Raw genomic sequence first — 15,596 nt, 5'->3', positions numbered from 1 at the left:
GAATTCGAATTTTATGTGATGAGTGGCACAATTCTATACATTCATCATACAAATCAAATAACTGAAAATGAAAGTTAAATTCTCAATTTACAGATAAATAAGGGGAGGGGGAATTTACGATGTAATAAAAATGCCAGCCTTCATATTAGAAAAGACCGGCATTTTAAGGGAGGAATGGCAATGACAACGATTAAATCATGATGCCTGCAATTAACGCTGATAGAAAACTAACGAGCGTTGAACCGTAAAGCAAACGTAAACCAAAACGTGCCACCATATTACCTTTTTCTTCGTTCACCCCTTTTACAGCACCAGCAATAATACCGATAGAGCTAAAGTTAGCGAATGACACAAGGAAGATAGAAACAATACCTACGGTGTGCGGTGTTAATTCACTTACTTGTTTTTGTAGTGACAGCATTGCTACAAATTCGTTAGCAACAAGCTTGGTTGCCATAATACTACCTGCTTGTAGGGCTTCATGAGCAGGGATACCCATGATCCATGCAAATGGATAGAAAGCGTAGCCAATAACATCTTGGAAGCTAATACCGAATGCAGCATCAAAGCCGGCATTAATCATTGAAATTAGCGCGATAAAACCAATCAGCATTGCCGCTACAATAACCGCGACTTTAAAACCAGTAAGAATATATTCTCCTAACATTTCAAAGAACGTCAGTTTCTCACCACTTTCAGCCGCCATCATCTCATCAATATTCATCTCTGCTTCGTGGTCATATGGGTTAATGATAGAGAGAATAATGAAGGTACTAAACATGTTTAGAAACAAGGCAGCCACGACGTATTTAGGATCGATTAGCTTCATGTAAGAACCGACAATAGACATCGATACGGTTGACATGGCTGTTGCCGCTAACGTGTACATGCGACGCTCAGACATTCTACCGAGAATATCTTTATAGGTGATGAAGTTTTCAGATTGACCGACCATTAAGGCACTAATAGCGTTAAAGGATTCAAGTTTACCCATGCCATTAACTTTTGATAATAAATATCCAAGGCCTTTTATGACATATGGCAAAACTTTGATGTGCTGAAGAATACCAATCAGTGCTGAAATGAATACGATTGGCATTAGAACACTTAAGAAAAAGTTAAAGCCATCATTGTTAGATAGGTTACCAAAGACGAAATTTGTCCCTTCTGCGGCAAAATTGAGTAATCCATTAAATCCATCAGCAAACTCTTTAACGATCCCTGTACCCATTGAGGAGTTAAGCAAGAAGTAGGCTAATCCCATTTCAATAAGCAGTAGCTGAATAATATATCTGTACTTGATGTTTTTACGGTTATTACTTGCAACAAGTGCTAGGGCTGCGATAACGATTAACCCTAAAACGAAATGTAGATAGACCATGTTTGGTTGCTCTCAGTGTGATTCTTATCAAGATATATACTTATGTTTAAATATTTCTTTCTCTCTAAAAGTGACTTAAGTCTCACTTTTTGGTCGCGTAATTTTCTGTCACTATTACGTGCTTAGATCAATGACGATTGCGGCAAACGATTGCAGTTCGAAAGAGCCCTGTCATTACTGGGTTGTCGTTATACGCTCATATAACTGTATCATCAACATGCCAAATGAGCATAACTGTGAACTGAATCTCACCTGTAATATGATTGAAAAATACTTTTTAGTGGTTTTGGAATATCGCAGTAGTCCAATCGGTAAAAACACGATGATTAAATAGGCAATTGTAGTCTCTGTGTATATCAAATGTTATTTTTTATTATGTTTAATAAATATGGAAAATAATATTTTAGATAAATAAATTTCAGAATTTTTTAAATATGATTCAATGCTGCACTTAATGTTCATTTGTCTTACAAAATGAAATATTATATTCGTGATAATTTAGTGGAATAGAAACGATGAAAAAATCCTCTAAAAATCGTAAGCTATGGTACTTCCATCGACACGATCAGCGTAATGAAACAAGATTGAATAAAAGCTTAAAGGCTAAGTAATGCATGTATGGCTAACTTACGTTGATCGTCTAAACGAAAGGCGGCTCAACGTAAGTAAGTATACTTACTCAAGAATGGTAGGGACATTAAACCGGTAAGGTGGAACAAAAGGTCGGACACCTTTCTGGCGGTATTTTTTTAAACGCATTAATTGTTTATAGACAATGTAATAACGATTTATATTTGTAACGTAGACAACAGGTTGTTTGCCTATATATCTCCTGGTAATAATTTCAACATTATTAAACCATATATCAGGGTTATAGCCTTTTTCCTTTGCATAACGTCGCATTTTTCTAATATTGCCAGGTCCTGCATTATAAGAGGCGAGTGTCATATACATTCTATTATCATAGGTTAGACTGCTATCATCTAAGTAATTATTTTGGATATAGCGCATATACTTTATACCCGCATGAACATTATTACTTGCTATATAAATGTTAGGAATATTTATATATCGATCTCTTGCTGTACTTGGTAGTACTTGCATGATGCCAACGGCACCTTTATTGGAGACTTTATGCTGATTAAGCCCTGATTCTTGGAAACCCTGAGCCATCATCATTAAATAATCAAAATCATATTCCGTAGAATATTTAAAAAACAGATCAGAAAGTTTTTCCATTTTATCCATATTACTATGGTTCAATAGGTTTGTTATCCAGCCTTGATTATTTAAATACTTGTTATAAATAACATTTCCTAATAATGACCCTGATTTTATTTGTTCAATATACCTATTAACTAATTTCATTAATTTAGGGCTATCTTTTCTCATTGCCCAGGCTATTTCACCGTTTTTCCTTAAAACGAAAGCAGAATTCATGCGTAATTTTGGTAATATCTTGTTCCATATTTTCATCTTATGATCATCTAAAACGGTCATATTCATCAACCCGAGATTAACCATTTCCAACAACTCATAATCTTGTAGTGTTTCTTCTAAAAAATGGATCTTCATTGGCGCTAGGCGTTGGAGTAATAGACGATTATTGACTTCAAGTAGGCTTTGATAGTAGCTCGAACTTTTTCTTACCCAGATATCTTGATCGCTGAGTTGCTCTATTTTTGTAATTTCAGGTGAATCAATATTATTAATAATAACTTCTGAAATATTGGTAAGTACAGGCTCACTAAAGGCGACTTGCTTTTTGCGCTGTTCAGTAATGGTTAAATTAGCGACGGCAAGATCACCATATCCAGTAATTAAGAACTTGATGAGTTGATCTCGATGTACAGGGATCACTTGAATATTGAGTTTTGGATAAGTTTTATGAATATCTAACTCAAAGTGGTGAAGTAATTCAGCGATAATGCCTTTTGGAAGACCATCTTCAATATAGTAAAAACCTAAGTCAGCCGAAACTAATACTCTTAGCACCCTTTTTTTTTCAAGGACGCTAAGATCGCCAGTGTAAGTTGGGCCTGTGAGCGGGGACAGTGCTAAGCCTAAAGTAGTGCTGGAAGTAAAGAGTAAAGCCAGATATACCCATAAAGGTAATAACAGCCTTTTTAGTCGAACGTTCATAGGAAACTAAAGCCTTTTGATTTAGCTTGATCCTGTATGGTTAAAATAATCGCATTTCCCAAATCATCCTTAGCCTTTGTGTTCTCATTTTTCGATTGTTTTATGAAGTGTTTTCGTTTTTGCTCTAACGTTGATATCTGTTGTTGCAGCTGTACTCTTTGTGCGATTTGTTGTTTAAGCTTTTCGGTGATTTGTTGCTCATTTAATCCATGATAGTGCTGTTGATCTTTTTTCGCGAACGCTACACCTTGTTCTAAATTTTGTTGGGCAAGCGAAATCAAATCCCAATCTTGTGTTTTATACTGCTTTCCTGCTTTGGCAATACTGCGCTCTGTGCTACTAGATTTAGAAAGGCTTGATGCATTCATATCTTGAGCGATTTGCTGGCTTTTCTTACTTGCCCCTTTTGTACCATAACCGATGTAAGTGTCATTAATTTTACGGCCCAGTTGGATGATATCATCGTCGTAAGGGGTCTCAATATGGGGGGCTTTCTTCTTATGGTCGATATTCAAATATTTGCCATGACTCAGCAGTGCAGGTGTTGCCCACTGTAATTTACGACCTTTTAAATGGGGGCCACAATATAAGGTGTTGATGATGATATCTTTACTGACTGCTAGAGGAATAGCATGGCTAATCGGAATATCACCTTGTTGAAACTCTTCATTACCTGCAATGATGATTAAACGAAGATCGTCTTGATGGGGGCTCCACTGTAAACGGTTTGTTGCCTCTTGAATTACTTGTGGCGCATATTCTTTACTCCCTCCAATCTTTATTGCAAATAGTGCTTCTGAAAATTGGTCAAGATCTGAGGTGAGTGGTGAGAGTAAACGTAAATAACCATCATATTTTGATTGATGTTCAACACCATATTCAAACAATGCAACTTGTAAAGTAACAGGGCGATCATGTTTATTGGCTGTTGCGATGGCATTAATGATTGACCAGATCTGCTCTCTTGCCTGATTAATTAATCCTCCCATAGAACCACTAGCATCGAGTAAGATCGCGACTTGAATTGTGGGGCCTGTACGAGTAAAAGGTATGGGCGTGTTATTATTATTTGTTTGTTCTGGTTGTAAAATCTCAGGCAATACGAGTGCTGGTGGCTTTTTATCACTGCTACTGTAGGTAGGAATAGAGACCACCAGAAGAAAACTGAGCATTAATAGTCGTATCAGCATAATATCTCGCATATCAATATATTAAGTGCTAAATGTCAGCGTACACTAAAAACTAATTCTCTAAGTATGGTTGGTAAGTGCTATTTGTGCCGAGTTTGAGGCAATATTTGTGGTTTCCAATAACAAGCTAATGGTAATAAAAACATGCTAAGTCATCACGCATTTTAAATTTAATAGGTTAGTGTCAGTGGCGGATATATTTAAAAAAAACATCTATCTGATGGTAGTGTTACTCGGTTTATCAGGTTGTAGTTCAGCGTCTACGTATTCAGTACGTAAGCCTTTAGACGTTGATGTGCTGGCAAATTTGCCTGAAGTTTTAAATGAATCATCAGGTTTGGCGATTATTAATGGGCATGTATGGTCACATAATGACAGCGGCAGCCGAAATCAGATTTATCAACTGTCTTCTAATTTTCAAACAGTCACAAAAACGGTGACGGTTCAACGCAGTAAAAATTATGATTGGGAAGATTTAGCGCAGAGTAAACGCTATTTATACATTGGTGATACAGGAAATAACTCAACACGGCGTGATGGAGGTGTGATTTATAAAGTACCACTCACCTCGCTTGAAAAAGGCTCGTCAGTCACGCCTGTTTCAACTATTCGATACCGTTTTAAAGATTTTAAACCGGGTAAAACGTATCAACATAATTTCGATAGTGAAGCGATAACAGTTGTGGGTGATCAATTATGGCTATTTAGCAAAAACTGGCAAAATGAGCATACCAAGCTATACCGACTCAGTACGACTCAATCTAGCCAGACGGTCTCACCGGTTGGGGATTATTTAACAGAAGGACTCATTACGAGTGCTGATTATAACGCCAAGACCTCAACACTAGCGTTATTAGGCTATCGTAAAGACATCTTTTTAGGTTATTCCTTTATTTGGTTAGTCAAAGTGAAAAACAATCAATTGGATTGGTCAACGTCTAAATATAAGCGTTTAAGAATTTATTCACAGTGGGAAGCTGTGCATTGGTATAAGGATAATAAACTCTTAATTACCAGTGAGAAGAACCCATTAACTAAAGCAATGATAGCAACGGTAGATGTGTCATCTTTGATCAATGCAAGTGAATAACCCTGCAACATCTGCTAGTATCTGCCAAAACTTAGCTGTGATCCCCATGAAGGGGCAGCCTACTAAACTGGAAAAACTGTGACTAATAACGATATTTTACGCCGTGTACGCTACATCTTTGATTTAAATGATAGCCAACTAATTGAAATCTTTGCACAAGCAGATGCAACTGTAACTCGTGAGCAAGTATGTAACTGGTTAAAGCCAGAAGACAATGACGATTACAAAAGCTGTTCAGATGAAGAATTTGCAACGTTTCTTAACGGCTTTATCAATCAAAAGCGTGGCAAGAAAGAAGGTCCACAACCAGTACCAGAGCAAAAGCTAACGAATAATATTATTTTCCGTAAGCTGCAAATTGCCTTAAATCTAAAAGCAGATGATGTATTAGATTTGTTTAAGCTGGTGGATTTCCGTTTAAGTAAGCATGAATTAAGTGCGTTTTTCCGTAAGCTTGATCATAAACACTACCGTGAGTGTAAAGATCAGGTGCTACGTAACTTTTTACAAGCATTACAGATCAACCTTCGTGGTGATGAATCTGCGACGGTTGAAGCCGAATAATCGTGTTGTTTTTATAGATATAACACAATAAATCGAAAGTGATAAAAAGCAGCGTTGGCTGCTTTTTTTACATCTGTAATATCAGGTTGCATGTGATTTTTATTAGAAAGAGTAAAATTAATAGAAATTAAATTTAAGGAAAACGGCCAATGGCGCATTCACATGAACACCATGTTTCAAATTACAACTCCGCCTTTGCAATAGGGATTGTACTAAACCTTCTTTATGTCATTGTAGAAGCGACTTATGGTTTTATTACTGATTCTTTAGCATTACTAGCCGATGCAGGGCATAACCTTAGCGATGTTGTTACTTTGGTCTTGGCATGGGGAGCTTTTGCATTAGCAAAAAAAGCGGCAACTGAGCAGCGAACCTATGGGTTCCGTAAAGTGACAATATTAGCTTCATTAACAAGTGCGTTATTATTATTGTTTGCGCTTGGAGCAATTGCATGGGAAGCGGTTCTACGATTTTCTGACCCCCGTCCAGTGGCTGGTACCACGGTGATGGTGGTGGCTTTTATTGGTGTGATCATCAATGCTGCGACAGCGATGTTATTTGCCAAAGGACAAAAGCATGATTTAAATATGAAAGGGGCTTTCCTTCATATGGCGGGTGATGCCGCAGTCTCTCTTGGTGTGATTATTACCGCTTTGATTATAAATATTACTGGGTGGGATTGGTTAGATCCTGCGATGAGCTTAGCGATTGTCGTGATAATTTTAATCGGTACGTGGAGCTTACTAAAAGACTCAATCAATTATTCATTAGATGCGGTGCCGAACAACGTTGATATATCAGCATTAAAAACCTATTTAGCAGAGTTGCCGCATGTTAATACTTTCCATGATTTACATGTTTGGCCGATGAGTACTACTGAAAATGCCATGACAGTTCACCTTGTTGTTGATGAGTATGTTGAGGGGCAAGGTTTACCTGATGAAATTAAACATTATGTTCATGATCACTTTGAAATTGAACATGTGACAGTACAAATTGAGGCATCATCTTACGCATGTGATAGTAAGCATCAACATTGCGGTATACAGCAGTAGTTTATTAGATTAAAGATTTAAACGTTTTTTAGTTAAAGCATTTTAGGCAGCTCTACTTCAATAAGCACTTTTTATTATTAGCTTGTGAACAATAAATTCTAGCACTACGATCTCTGACAATTTTATAGCAATGTCTATCGATTTCTTTGTAAATAAATTGAATGTTCGGGCTTGAAATAAGTAGGCCATCAGTGCCGTATTTATTATGGAAATCAATTGAGTAATCGAGGTGATGTAATGAAGGTGCAGCATGTAAGGCGGATGAGAAAAATAAGCTGATAACGAAAATCTTCATCATAACCAGTCCTTGTTTTTATGGTAATAAAAAGAGCCGCTTAATAAGTTATAGCAGATATATTCATGTGTTGTTTATATTTAGAAAAAGAGTGGCCGCAATAATTATTAATTTAATTAACGAGTTAACGGCATAACCATTTTTTATTGGTGCGGCTATTTCTCACGATGATGATGACGTTGAAATATTAATGACACGGACAGACAATGCATTTTATAAGAGTAAGAAAAAGGCCGAATTTGTTTATCTATCTCGCTTTAAACAGACATAAAGATAGTTATGAACTGACGGATAGGATTAAATTTACTTAAATTAAGCTAACGTTTATTCACCATAGTGATTTTTCTTGATAACCTGTGCTTATTGTAAGTCGTCCATCTTGTTTGGACACTATATTACTGAGAAGGTAATCTCGTTGGAACATTTTGTTTGGGATGTAAACCCCGTTATGGTGTCAATCTTCGGCTTGAAGATTCATTGGTATGGTGTGTTATTTGCGTTAGCAATTACTGCTGGTTTCCAAGTTATGAAGTCAGTGTATGAACGTGAAGATAAGCCGGTAGAAAGTTTAGATTCATTATTAATGTACGCCGTCGTTGGTATTATTGTTGGCGCGCGTTTATTTCATGTAGTGTTCTACGATCCAGACTATTACTGGGCGAACCCTGGCCAGATTATTGCGGTATGGAACGGTGGGTTAGCGAGTCACGGTGGTGGTTTAGGTGTTATTCTAGCCGTCTACTTCTATACTAAGCGCTACAAAATTAACTTCATGTGGTTACTTGATCGTTTAGCCATCGCAACAGCATTGTTCGGCTTCTTTGTTCGTACGGGTAATTTCTTTAATTCAGAGATTCTAGGTACACCGAGTAATCTTCCATGGGCAGTTATTTTTGAGCGTGTTGATATGATCCCGCGTCACCCTGTCATGTTGTACGAAGGGTTTTCTTATTTAGCCATCTTTGTTTTATTGTTTGCGCTTTACCGTAAAACAGATATTGGAAAGTATAAGGGGCTACTACTAGGCTGGTTCTTAGTATTAGTGATGACAGTACGTTTCTTATTAGAATTTATTAAAGTCCATCAGGCTGATTATTCTACAGATTTGGTGCTTAATACAGGTCAACTGTTAAGTATTCCATTTATTATTGCTGGTATTATCTTGGTGATTCGAGGTCAAAAAGCACGTCGATTAGCGCGAGAATCACAAGGTTAAAAACTATAGTTTGTATAGATATTAAAAAGCCGATCTCATGATCGGCTTTTTTTTGCTGGTAATTGATAATGCAACACTAAAGTAATTAGTGGAACGGATACCAAAATAAGCTGGTGGATTCAACGCGGTGGAAAATACCAAAACCAAGTATTGCTACAATAATGACTAAAGCAATGAAATCATTTTTAGTCATTGGTTTTAAACTGTACCAAGTACGCTTTTTATTGCGACCAAAACCCCGTAAAGTCATTGCATTGGAAATGACATCTGCACGATCTAGGCTTGAAAAAATTAATGGGCCAAGAATCTTTGCTACATTACGGATACGTATCATCACGGGTGCATTTTTTGATATATCCACACCACGTGCTTGTTGAGCATGCATAATGTTGGTGAAGTCTTTCATCACTTCTGGTAGATAACGTAAAGTTAAGCTCACAGCATAAGCAACACGATAAGGTACACCTAGTTTATTTAAACTAGCGGAAAATTCTGTTGGATGAGTGGTGAACACAAACACCAATGCGATCGGGAACATGCTGAAATATTTTAGTGTCACTGTTAACAAGTAAAACAATGTTTCAAGCGTAATATCGTAATGACCAAAGAGATGGATCAGAACGGTTTTACTGTGCATATAATCGGTGCCTTGCTGCGGCGCAATCAAGAACATAAATAATGCGTTCATCAGTAAAACGACAGCTGTACCCATAAGTAACGGTTTATAAACCTTAAAAGGTATTTTGGTTTCTTTAAGTAAGAACAGACCTAAAATAATCAATCCACAAATAACACGTAGATCGAACGTCAATAATACCATGGTAACCCAAGCCATAAAGAGAATGAGTTTAGTAATACCGTTTAGCGAGTGTAGCCATGAATGGGTATTAATATAACTAATACCAAATTTGAATTTATTGGTTTTCATGATTATTTCGTTTTTGCTTCGTGCTCAATAAAACAACGGATGAAGTTGTCGATACGTGTAATGCCCATAGCCTCAGCTAAAGTGTAAAGGCTTGTCACTGTTAAGTTAGCTTTATCAAGTAGGGTTGGCTGGCTAAATATACGGTAGACACTGTCATCTGCTAGCAATTGGCTGTCAGCAATAACAATGGCGCGCTGTGTGTATTCCAGTACTAAATGCATATCATGCGAGATAATAATGATGGTAATACCAAGCTTTTCATTAAGCTCTTTAATGAATGCCATCATTGCGGTGTAGTGGTGGTAGTCTTGTCCTGCTGTTGGCTCGTCAAGGATCAACAGTTCAGGCTCTAACACAAGCATAGTCGCAATAGTTACACGTTTCTTTTGGCCAAAACTCAGTGCATCAATCGGCCATTCACGGTAACGACCTAAGCCACAGAGCTCAAGCATGTGATTAACTTTGTCTTTTACTGTATTTTCGTCAACACCACGGTTACGAAGCCCAGATGCGACTTCATCGAAAATCATGTGGTGTGAAATCATATGATTGGGGTTTTGTAATACCACGCCAATTTTATGGCTGCGTTCAAAGATAGAACAACTGGCGAGATCATTACCGTTTAACGAAATAGTACCGCTATCTTGCTCCAATACTCCCATGATTAAACGGGTGATGGTTGACTTGCCCGAACCATTTTTTCCCATAATAGAGACAAATTCACCTTTATGGACATTAAAGCTAACATTATTAAGGGTGTTTTTTACGCCATCATAGGAGTAAGACAAGTTTTTCACGCTCAATAATACTTCGCTAAGCTCAGGCTTTTGTACTGGCGCCACCTGATGAAACCATTGCTCTAGTTGTGGCTTAAATTTATCTAGCGAAAGGGTAGAGAAATAAGCGGGGTGATCGTCTTTTGAAAGTGTACACCCCGCCGCTTTAATAGCAGAAATATACAAAGGTTCACGAATACCGTGCTGCTCAAGCACCGTACTTGCTAATAATTCGTCAGGCGTCATATCTGCGACAATTTCACCACGATTCATCATTATGATGCGATCAACAGGACGGTGGAGCACATCTTCTAAACGGTGTTCAATGATAATCACTGTTTTGCCTGTATCTTTATGCAGGTTATCAATGATTTCTATTGCTGCTTTGCCTGTTTTAGGGTCAAGACTTGCTAAAGGTTCATCAAATAAGAGGATATCAACATCATCAACCATAACGCCAGCAAGTGACACTCGTTGTTTTTGACCACCACTTAAATCAAATGGTGAGTGATCAATGATTGCGTTCAAATCAATCATGTCAGCCGTTGCTTGAACAATATCGTGCATCTTTTTTTGTGGGATCATTTGATTTTCAAGCGCAAAAGCGATGTCTTCTCCGACACTTAATCCAACAAACTGACCATCAGTATCTTGTAATACTGTACCAACCATACTTGTACAGTGGTCAAGGCCCATTTTTTGAGTATCTTGCTGATTAATGGTGAGTGTTCCTGAGCAATCACCTTTAATTGCATGTGGAATGAGACCATTAAGACATTGTCCCAATGTTGATTTACCACTACCACTAGGGCCAACAATCACGACTTTCTCACCAGCGTTAATGGTGAGATTGATATTTTTTAATGTTGGCTTTTCAAGTGCCCAATATTTAAATGAAAAATCAGTAAATTGAATAGCCATGCTTAATATGCCTCTTTGAGGTTGTAACTTTGCTGTTTACGTTTAGCAACAGATGTCAAAATAAAGTGTCCCACAACGGCAATTAACGTTGTGTTACCTGCCGCAATAATGACAAGTTGCGCTAAGACTTTGGCAAAAGGTTCGGCATAGAGAATAGAGTCTAAAAAGGCAGAGCAGCCATAACCAATCACATTACCTAAGAATGCGAGCACTACAAATAGAGTGAAATCAAGTTTAGAAAAAAGGCCTTTTTCCAAGCGTTCGCGGGTGAGTTTAGGATATAAGCCAATGATCATACCAACGATTCCAGAGCCTAAAACCCAAGTGAACCAAACTCCCCATCCGGCAAATAGATCTGTTACCCAGTGGCCGATAAAACCAACAAGAAAGCCAACTAATGGGCCAAATAGAACAGCGAATAGTGCCAGTACAGCCATGGCTGGCTTTAAAGTTGTGTTTGCAAAAACAGGAATACCAAACATAGGTAACCCCCCAATGCCGTAAAGTGCAGCACCGATAGCAATCAGAACAACCGTTTTGGCTGAAAGACTCATAACTAAACCTTGTAAACTCTTGATAATTATTCAACGTATATTGAACAACACATATAAAAACTGGATTCGCGTATGCTTTATGGTTAAGTAAATGTCACCGGTTCAGCAGCCATGCCAAAGTTGGTGATAATCAATAGCAAGTTATGCTAAATGTTGTCACTCAACGCGAATAATCCATTATAAAACAAGAGCGGTGTCGGCCTAATTTCTGAGTTCGAGATATCGAAAAAAGAGTAGAACCAAAAGCGGCGCACATAATACTCTATTAAGTAAGCGATGGGAATGCTTTACATCTAGACGTCTAAAGAATGAACGACTTTATTTAAATAAATATTCAAAACTAAAATTTAGTCAGTATTTGCTGTTATTTTATTCAATGTTTCAATACGTTATAGAGTAGATAAAACGCGATTTTTACAATGTGTTCGTTGTTTGTATAGGTTATGGATCTTGATGTAAAAACTGGAGTCATAGAGATTTAAGAGGTTGATGTACATTTGTTATTGGTGTTTTTTTGCGCTTATTTTTCTATTCGAGTTAAAAAAAATCACATAATCAATTACACTCAATGGAGTGGAGAGAGCAAAAGTCATTTCGAAATTAGCATTAGTTCTAAATTTTATAAATCATAAATGATGTAACAAACTGTTATTTGATTGATAATTATAACTAATTGGAAATATTATATTTTCCGCTTTATTTTTTTTTCCAAATAGGAAATAATCAATGTGCACACTTTATTTTGAAGCGTGTAATAAAACAACTTATTGTCAAGCTTTAACTTAATACTAAACTTTGCTCTGATACACAGAATCAGCAATTGGCGAAGTGTTAAGTTAAGGTAGAATTATGTAGTAGCTATCCTGCCATTCTGGCTGGGTGCAGAGCCAAATCATTGGAGATACAGCTTGATTAATGTATTCCTTGTAGATGATCACGAACTGGTTCGCACAGGGATTAGACGTCTTCTTGAAGATGTCCGTGGTATTAAAGTGGTAGGAGAAGCCATCAGTGGTGAGGAAGCCGTAAAATGGTGCCGTAGCAATCATGCCGACATTATTCTTATGGATATGAATATGCCTGGTATTGGTGGACTTGAAGCAACCCGTAAGATTTTACGATTCAATCCCGATGTAAAAATTATTGTTTTAACAATTCATACCGAAAACCCATTTCCAACAAAAGTCATGCAAGCCGGTGCTGCGGGCTACTTAACGAAGGGAGCGGGACCTGATGAAATGGTTAATGCGATAAGAATGGTAAATAGTGGCCAGCGTTACATTTCACCTGAAATTGCGCAGCAGATGGCGTTAAGCCAATTTGCTTCAAATTCTGAGAATCCTTTTAAAGAGCTTTCTGAGCGCGAACTTCAGATAATGATGATGATAACGAAAGGACAAAAGGTAACAGATATTTCGGAGCAATTAAATTTGAGTCCGAAAACCGTTAATAGCTATCGCTATCGTTTGTTTAACAAACTGGATATTAGTGGTGATGTTGAATTAACGCATCTTGCCATTCGACATGGAATGCTTGATACAGAGACGTTATAGTGTCAGATGTTCCAAACGAAAAAAGTTTTGATTCTCAAGCTTTTCTGAAAACAGTAACACACCAGCCAGGCGTCTATCGTATGTATGACGCTACTGGTGTGGTTATTTATGTCGGTAAAGCAAAAGATTTAAAAAAACGTCTCTCTAGTTATTTTCGAACTAATGTTGCGGGTGAAAAAACACGTGCTTTAGTTAAAAATATCTGCAATGTGGATGTGACGGTAACCCATACTGAAACTGAAGCACTTATCCTTGAACATAACTATATCAAGCAGTATTTACCTAAATATAATGTATTACTGCGTGATGATAAGTCTTATCCTTATATTCTTCTAAGTGCAAGCAAGCATCCACGCTTGTCGATTCACCGCGGTGTTAAGCGTCGCAAAGGTGAATACTTTGGCCCATATCCTGATGCAGGTGCAGTACGCGAAAGCTTGCATCTTATGCAAAAAATCTTTCCGGTTCGTCAGTGTGAAGACTCAGTATATGCTAATCGAAGTCGTCCATGTTTGATGTATCAAATTGGGCGTTGCTCTGGGCCATGTGTCGAAGGGTTGATCAGCGATGATGACTATCAACAGCAAGTGCAATTGGTACGATTATTTTTACAGGGTAAAGATCGCCAAGTGATTAGCATTATGGTTGAGAAAATGGAGCAAGCAAGCCAAGCGTTAGAGTTTGAGCAAGCGGCACGATATCGCGATCAAATCCAAGCACTAAGGCGTATTCAAGAGCAGCAGTTTGTAAGCCAAGACAATGAAGATGATATTGATGTCATTGGTATTGCGCACAGTAATGGGCTTGCATGTATCCATGGTTTATATATTCGTCAAGGTAAGATCTTAGGTAGTCGCAGTTATTTTCCTAAAGTGCCAATTGATGCAACGTTAACAGAAGTTCTCTCAGGGTTTGTTACTCAATACTATTTCAACCAAGTTGAAGGTCGAGTTATCCCGAGTGTCATTTTATTAAGTGAAACGCTGGGAGAAGAAGGTGAAACTATTGCTAAAGCGTTAACGGAAATGGCTGGGCGTACTATCATTTTTAAATACAATCCACGAGGAACTCGTGCTCAGTATTTAAAATTGGCAAAGACGAATGCAGAAACCGCACTGACAAGCAAAATTAATCACCGTTTAACGATACAAGAGCGTTTCTTTGCTCTGCAACAAGCTTTAAACTTAAAGCCGATTTCACGTATGGAATGTTTTGATATTAGCCATACTATGGGTGAAAAAACGGTTGCCTCATGTGTTGTATTCAATCAGGAAGGGCCATTAAAGCAAGAGTATCGTCGTTATAATATAACGGGTATTACGGGTGGTGATGATTACGCAGCAATGGCACAAGTTTTGGAGCGTCGTTACAGCAAAAATATGGAATTAGATAAAATTCCAGACATAATTTTCATAGATGGCGGTAGAGGTCAGTTATCAACAGCGTATGATGTAGTGAAGCCGTATATTGCTGATTGGCCAAAACGACCTTTGTTTGTCGGTGTGGCAAAAGGTACGACACGTAAGCCTGGTTTAGAAACGCTCATCTTTGTTACAGGCGAAGAGTTTTCTATGCCAAGTGATTCACCAGCGTTGCATTTGATCCAGCATATTCGTGATGAAAGCCATAACCATGCTATTAGTGGTCACCGCGCCCAACGTGCAAAAGTTCGTAAGCGTAGTAGCCTTGAAGATGTAGAAGGTATTGGGCCTAAACGACGTCAAGCGTTGCTCAAATATATGGGTGGTATGCAAGAACTGAAGAAAGCAAGTAAAGAAGAAATTGCTAAAGTACCTGGTATTAGTCCTGCTTTAGCAGAAAAAATAGTCGATGCATTGCAACATAATTAGTTCGCTGCACTTTTTTGGTTTAATTTACTGATAAATTCGCACCTAAGCAGACTTTGGAGTAGGCTAGGGAAGTAGATTGAA

The 15,596-nt window shown here is 37.7% G+C and carries 13 protein-coding genes; 6 read left to right on the top strand and 7 right to left on the bottom strand.

All coding sequences use genetic code 11. From position 1 onward, the window contains the following. Window positions 1-190: 190 nt before the first annotated feature. The 3 genes from C9J45_RS02820 to C9J45_RS02810 all read right to left on the bottom strand — a co-directional run bounded on the left by C9J45_RS02820 (window position 191) and on the right by C9J45_RS02810 (window position 4,713). Window positions 191-1,381 carry a NupC/NupG family nucleoside CNT transporter gene (locus tag C9J45_RS02820; RefSeq protein WP_105059977.1) on the bottom strand — a complete coding sequence of 397 codons (1,191 nt, stop codon included), beginning with the start codon at window positions 1,379-1,381 and terminating at the stop codon, window positions 191-193. Window positions 1,382-2,056: 675 nt separating this feature from the next. Continuing rightward, window positions 2,057-3,523 carry a lytic transglycosylase F gene (locus tag C9J45_RS02815; RefSeq protein WP_107206327.1) on the bottom strand — a complete coding sequence of 489 codons (1,467 nt, stop codon included), beginning with the start codon at window positions 3,521-3,523 and terminating at the stop codon, window positions 2,057-2,059. After that, on the bottom strand, window positions 3,520-4,713 hold the full coding sequence (locus C9J45_RS02810; protein ID WP_107292123.1) for a VWA domain-containing protein: 1,194 nt from the start codon (window positions 4,711-4,713) through the stop codon (window positions 3,520-3,522). Before C9J45_RS02810 ends, C9J45_RS02815 begins: the two co-directional genes overlap by 4 nt. Window positions 4,714-4,900: 187 nt before the next feature. Here C9J45_RS02810 and C9J45_RS02805 point away from each other — a divergent pair, with 187 nt between their 5' ends. The 3 genes from C9J45_RS02805 (at window position 4,901) to C9J45_RS02795 (ending at window position 7,422) form a co-directional block, all read left to right on the top strand. Then, on the top strand, window positions 4,901-5,803 hold the full coding sequence (locus tag C9J45_RS02805; protein WP_233217617.1) for a hypothetical protein: 903 nt from the start codon (window positions 4,901-4,903) through the stop codon (window positions 5,801-5,803). 78 nt (window positions 5,804-5,881) lie between these two features. Then, window positions 5,882-6,367 carry a DUF1456 family protein gene (locus tag C9J45_RS02800; protein ID WP_105059980.1) on the top strand — a complete coding sequence of 162 codons (486 nt, stop codon included), beginning with the start codon at window positions 5,882-5,884 and terminating at the stop codon, window positions 6,365-6,367. A 149-nt stretch (window positions 6,368-6,516) separates the two neighbouring features. After that, a complete protein-coding gene (locus tag C9J45_RS02795) occupies window positions 6,517-7,422 on the top strand; it encodes a cation diffusion facilitator family transporter (RefSeq protein ID WP_107287096.1) in 906 nt (301 codons plus the stop codon). A gap of 52 nt (window positions 7,423-7,474) precedes the next feature. On the opposite strand, the gene C9J45_RS02790 is transcribed toward C9J45_RS02795, so the two are convergent. Further along, the gene (locus C9J45_RS02790; RefSeq protein WP_107292122.1) at window positions 7,475-7,720 is read right to left on the bottom strand and encodes a hypothetical protein; all 246 of its coding nucleotides are present in this window, start codon (window positions 7,718-7,720) and stop codon (window positions 7,475-7,477) included. A gap of 412 nt (window positions 7,721-8,132) precedes the next feature. Here C9J45_RS02790 and lgt point away from each other — a divergent pair, with 412 nt between their 5' ends. Continuing rightward, the gene (gene lgt / locus C9J45_RS02785) at window positions 8,133-8,933 is read left to right on the top strand and encodes a prolipoprotein diacylglyceryl transferase (protein ID WP_107292121.1); all 801 of its coding nucleotides are present in this window, start codon (window positions 8,133-8,135) and stop codon (window positions 8,931-8,933) included. A gap of 85 nt (window positions 8,934-9,018) precedes the next feature. On the opposite strand, the gene C9J45_RS02780 is transcribed toward lgt, so the two are convergent. From C9J45_RS02780 to C9J45_RS02770, 3 genes are read right to left on the bottom strand one after another with little or no spacing between them, the layout of a single operon-like run. Then, window positions 9,019-9,861, bottom strand: coding sequence for an energy-coupling factor transporter transmembrane protein EcfT (locus C9J45_RS02780; RefSeq protein WP_107292120.1), 843 nt, complete (start codon window positions 9,859-9,861; stop codon window positions 9,019-9,021). Window positions 9,862-9,863: 2 nt separating this feature from the next. Next, window positions 9,864-11,558 carry an ABC transporter ATP-binding protein gene (locus C9J45_RS02775; protein WP_107259570.1) on the bottom strand — a complete coding sequence of 565 codons (1,695 nt, stop codon included), beginning with the start codon at window positions 11,556-11,558 and terminating at the stop codon, window positions 9,864-9,866. A 2-nt stretch (window positions 11,559-11,560) separates the two neighbouring features. After that, window positions 11,561-12,112: an ECF-type riboflavin transporter substrate-binding protein gene (locus C9J45_RS02770; RefSeq protein ID WP_005368393.1), complete on the bottom strand. Its 552-nt coding sequence runs from the start codon at window positions 12,110-12,112 to the stop codon at window positions 11,561-11,563. A gap of 908 nt (window positions 12,113-13,020) precedes the next feature. Here C9J45_RS02770 and uvrY point away from each other — a divergent pair. Beyond that, entirely contained in the window at window positions 13,021-13,665 is a 645-nt protein-coding gene (gene uvrY / locus C9J45_RS02765) for a UvrY/SirA/GacA family response regulator transcription factor (RefSeq protein WP_005368391.1), read from the top strand. After that, window positions 13,665-15,515, top strand: a complete 1,851-nt coding sequence (gene uvrC, locus C9J45_RS02760) for an excinuclease ABC subunit UvrC (protein ID WP_107246030.1) — start codon at window positions 13,665-13,667, stop codon at window positions 15,513-15,515. The genes uvrY and uvrC overlap by 1 nt, the downstream gene beginning before the upstream one ends. Window positions 15,516-15,596: the final 81 nt, after the last annotated feature.

The organism is Photobacterium sp. GB-1, from assembly GCF_003026165.1.
Classification (GTDB): Bacteria; Pseudomonadota; Gammaproteobacteria; order Enterobacterales; family Vibrionaceae; genus Photobacterium.
Note: the sequence above shows the minus strand (reverse complement) of the source record. Positions and strands in the feature narration are given on the sequence as shown.

What these genes read in the sequence shown, in the direction of transcription:
- C9J45_RS02770 (WP_005368393.1), bottom strand. Translation starts at nt 12,112, where the DNA reads ATGAGTCTTTCAGCCAAAACGGTTGTTCTGATTGCTATCGGTGCTGCA.
- C9J45_RS02790 (WP_107292122.1), bottom strand. Translation starts at nt 7,720, where the DNA reads ATGATGAAGATTTTCGTTATCAGCTTATTTTTCTCATCCGCCTTACAT.
- C9J45_RS02775 (WP_107259570.1), bottom strand. Translation starts at nt 11,558, where the DNA reads ATGGCTATTCAATTTACTGATTTTTCATTTAAATATTGGGCACTTGAA.
- C9J45_RS02815 (WP_107206327.1), bottom strand. Translation starts at nt 3,523, where the DNA reads ATGAACGTTCGACTAAAAAGGCTGTTATTACCTTTATGGGTATATCTG.
- C9J45_RS02795 (WP_107287096.1), top strand. Translation starts at nt 6,517, where the DNA reads ATGGCGCATTCACATGAACACCATGTTTCAAATTACAACTCCGCCTTT.
- C9J45_RS02810 (WP_107292123.1), bottom strand. Translation starts at nt 4,713, where the DNA reads ATGCTGATACGACTATTAATGCTCAGTTTTCTTCTGGTGGTCTCTATT.
- C9J45_RS02820 (WP_105059977.1), bottom strand. Translation starts at nt 1,381, where the DNA reads ATGGTCTATCTACATTTCGTTTTAGGGTTAATCGTTATCGCAGCCCTA.
- C9J45_RS02780 (WP_107292120.1), bottom strand. Translation starts at nt 9,861, where the DNA reads ATGAAAACCAATAAATTCAAATTTGGTATTAGTTATATTAATACCCAT.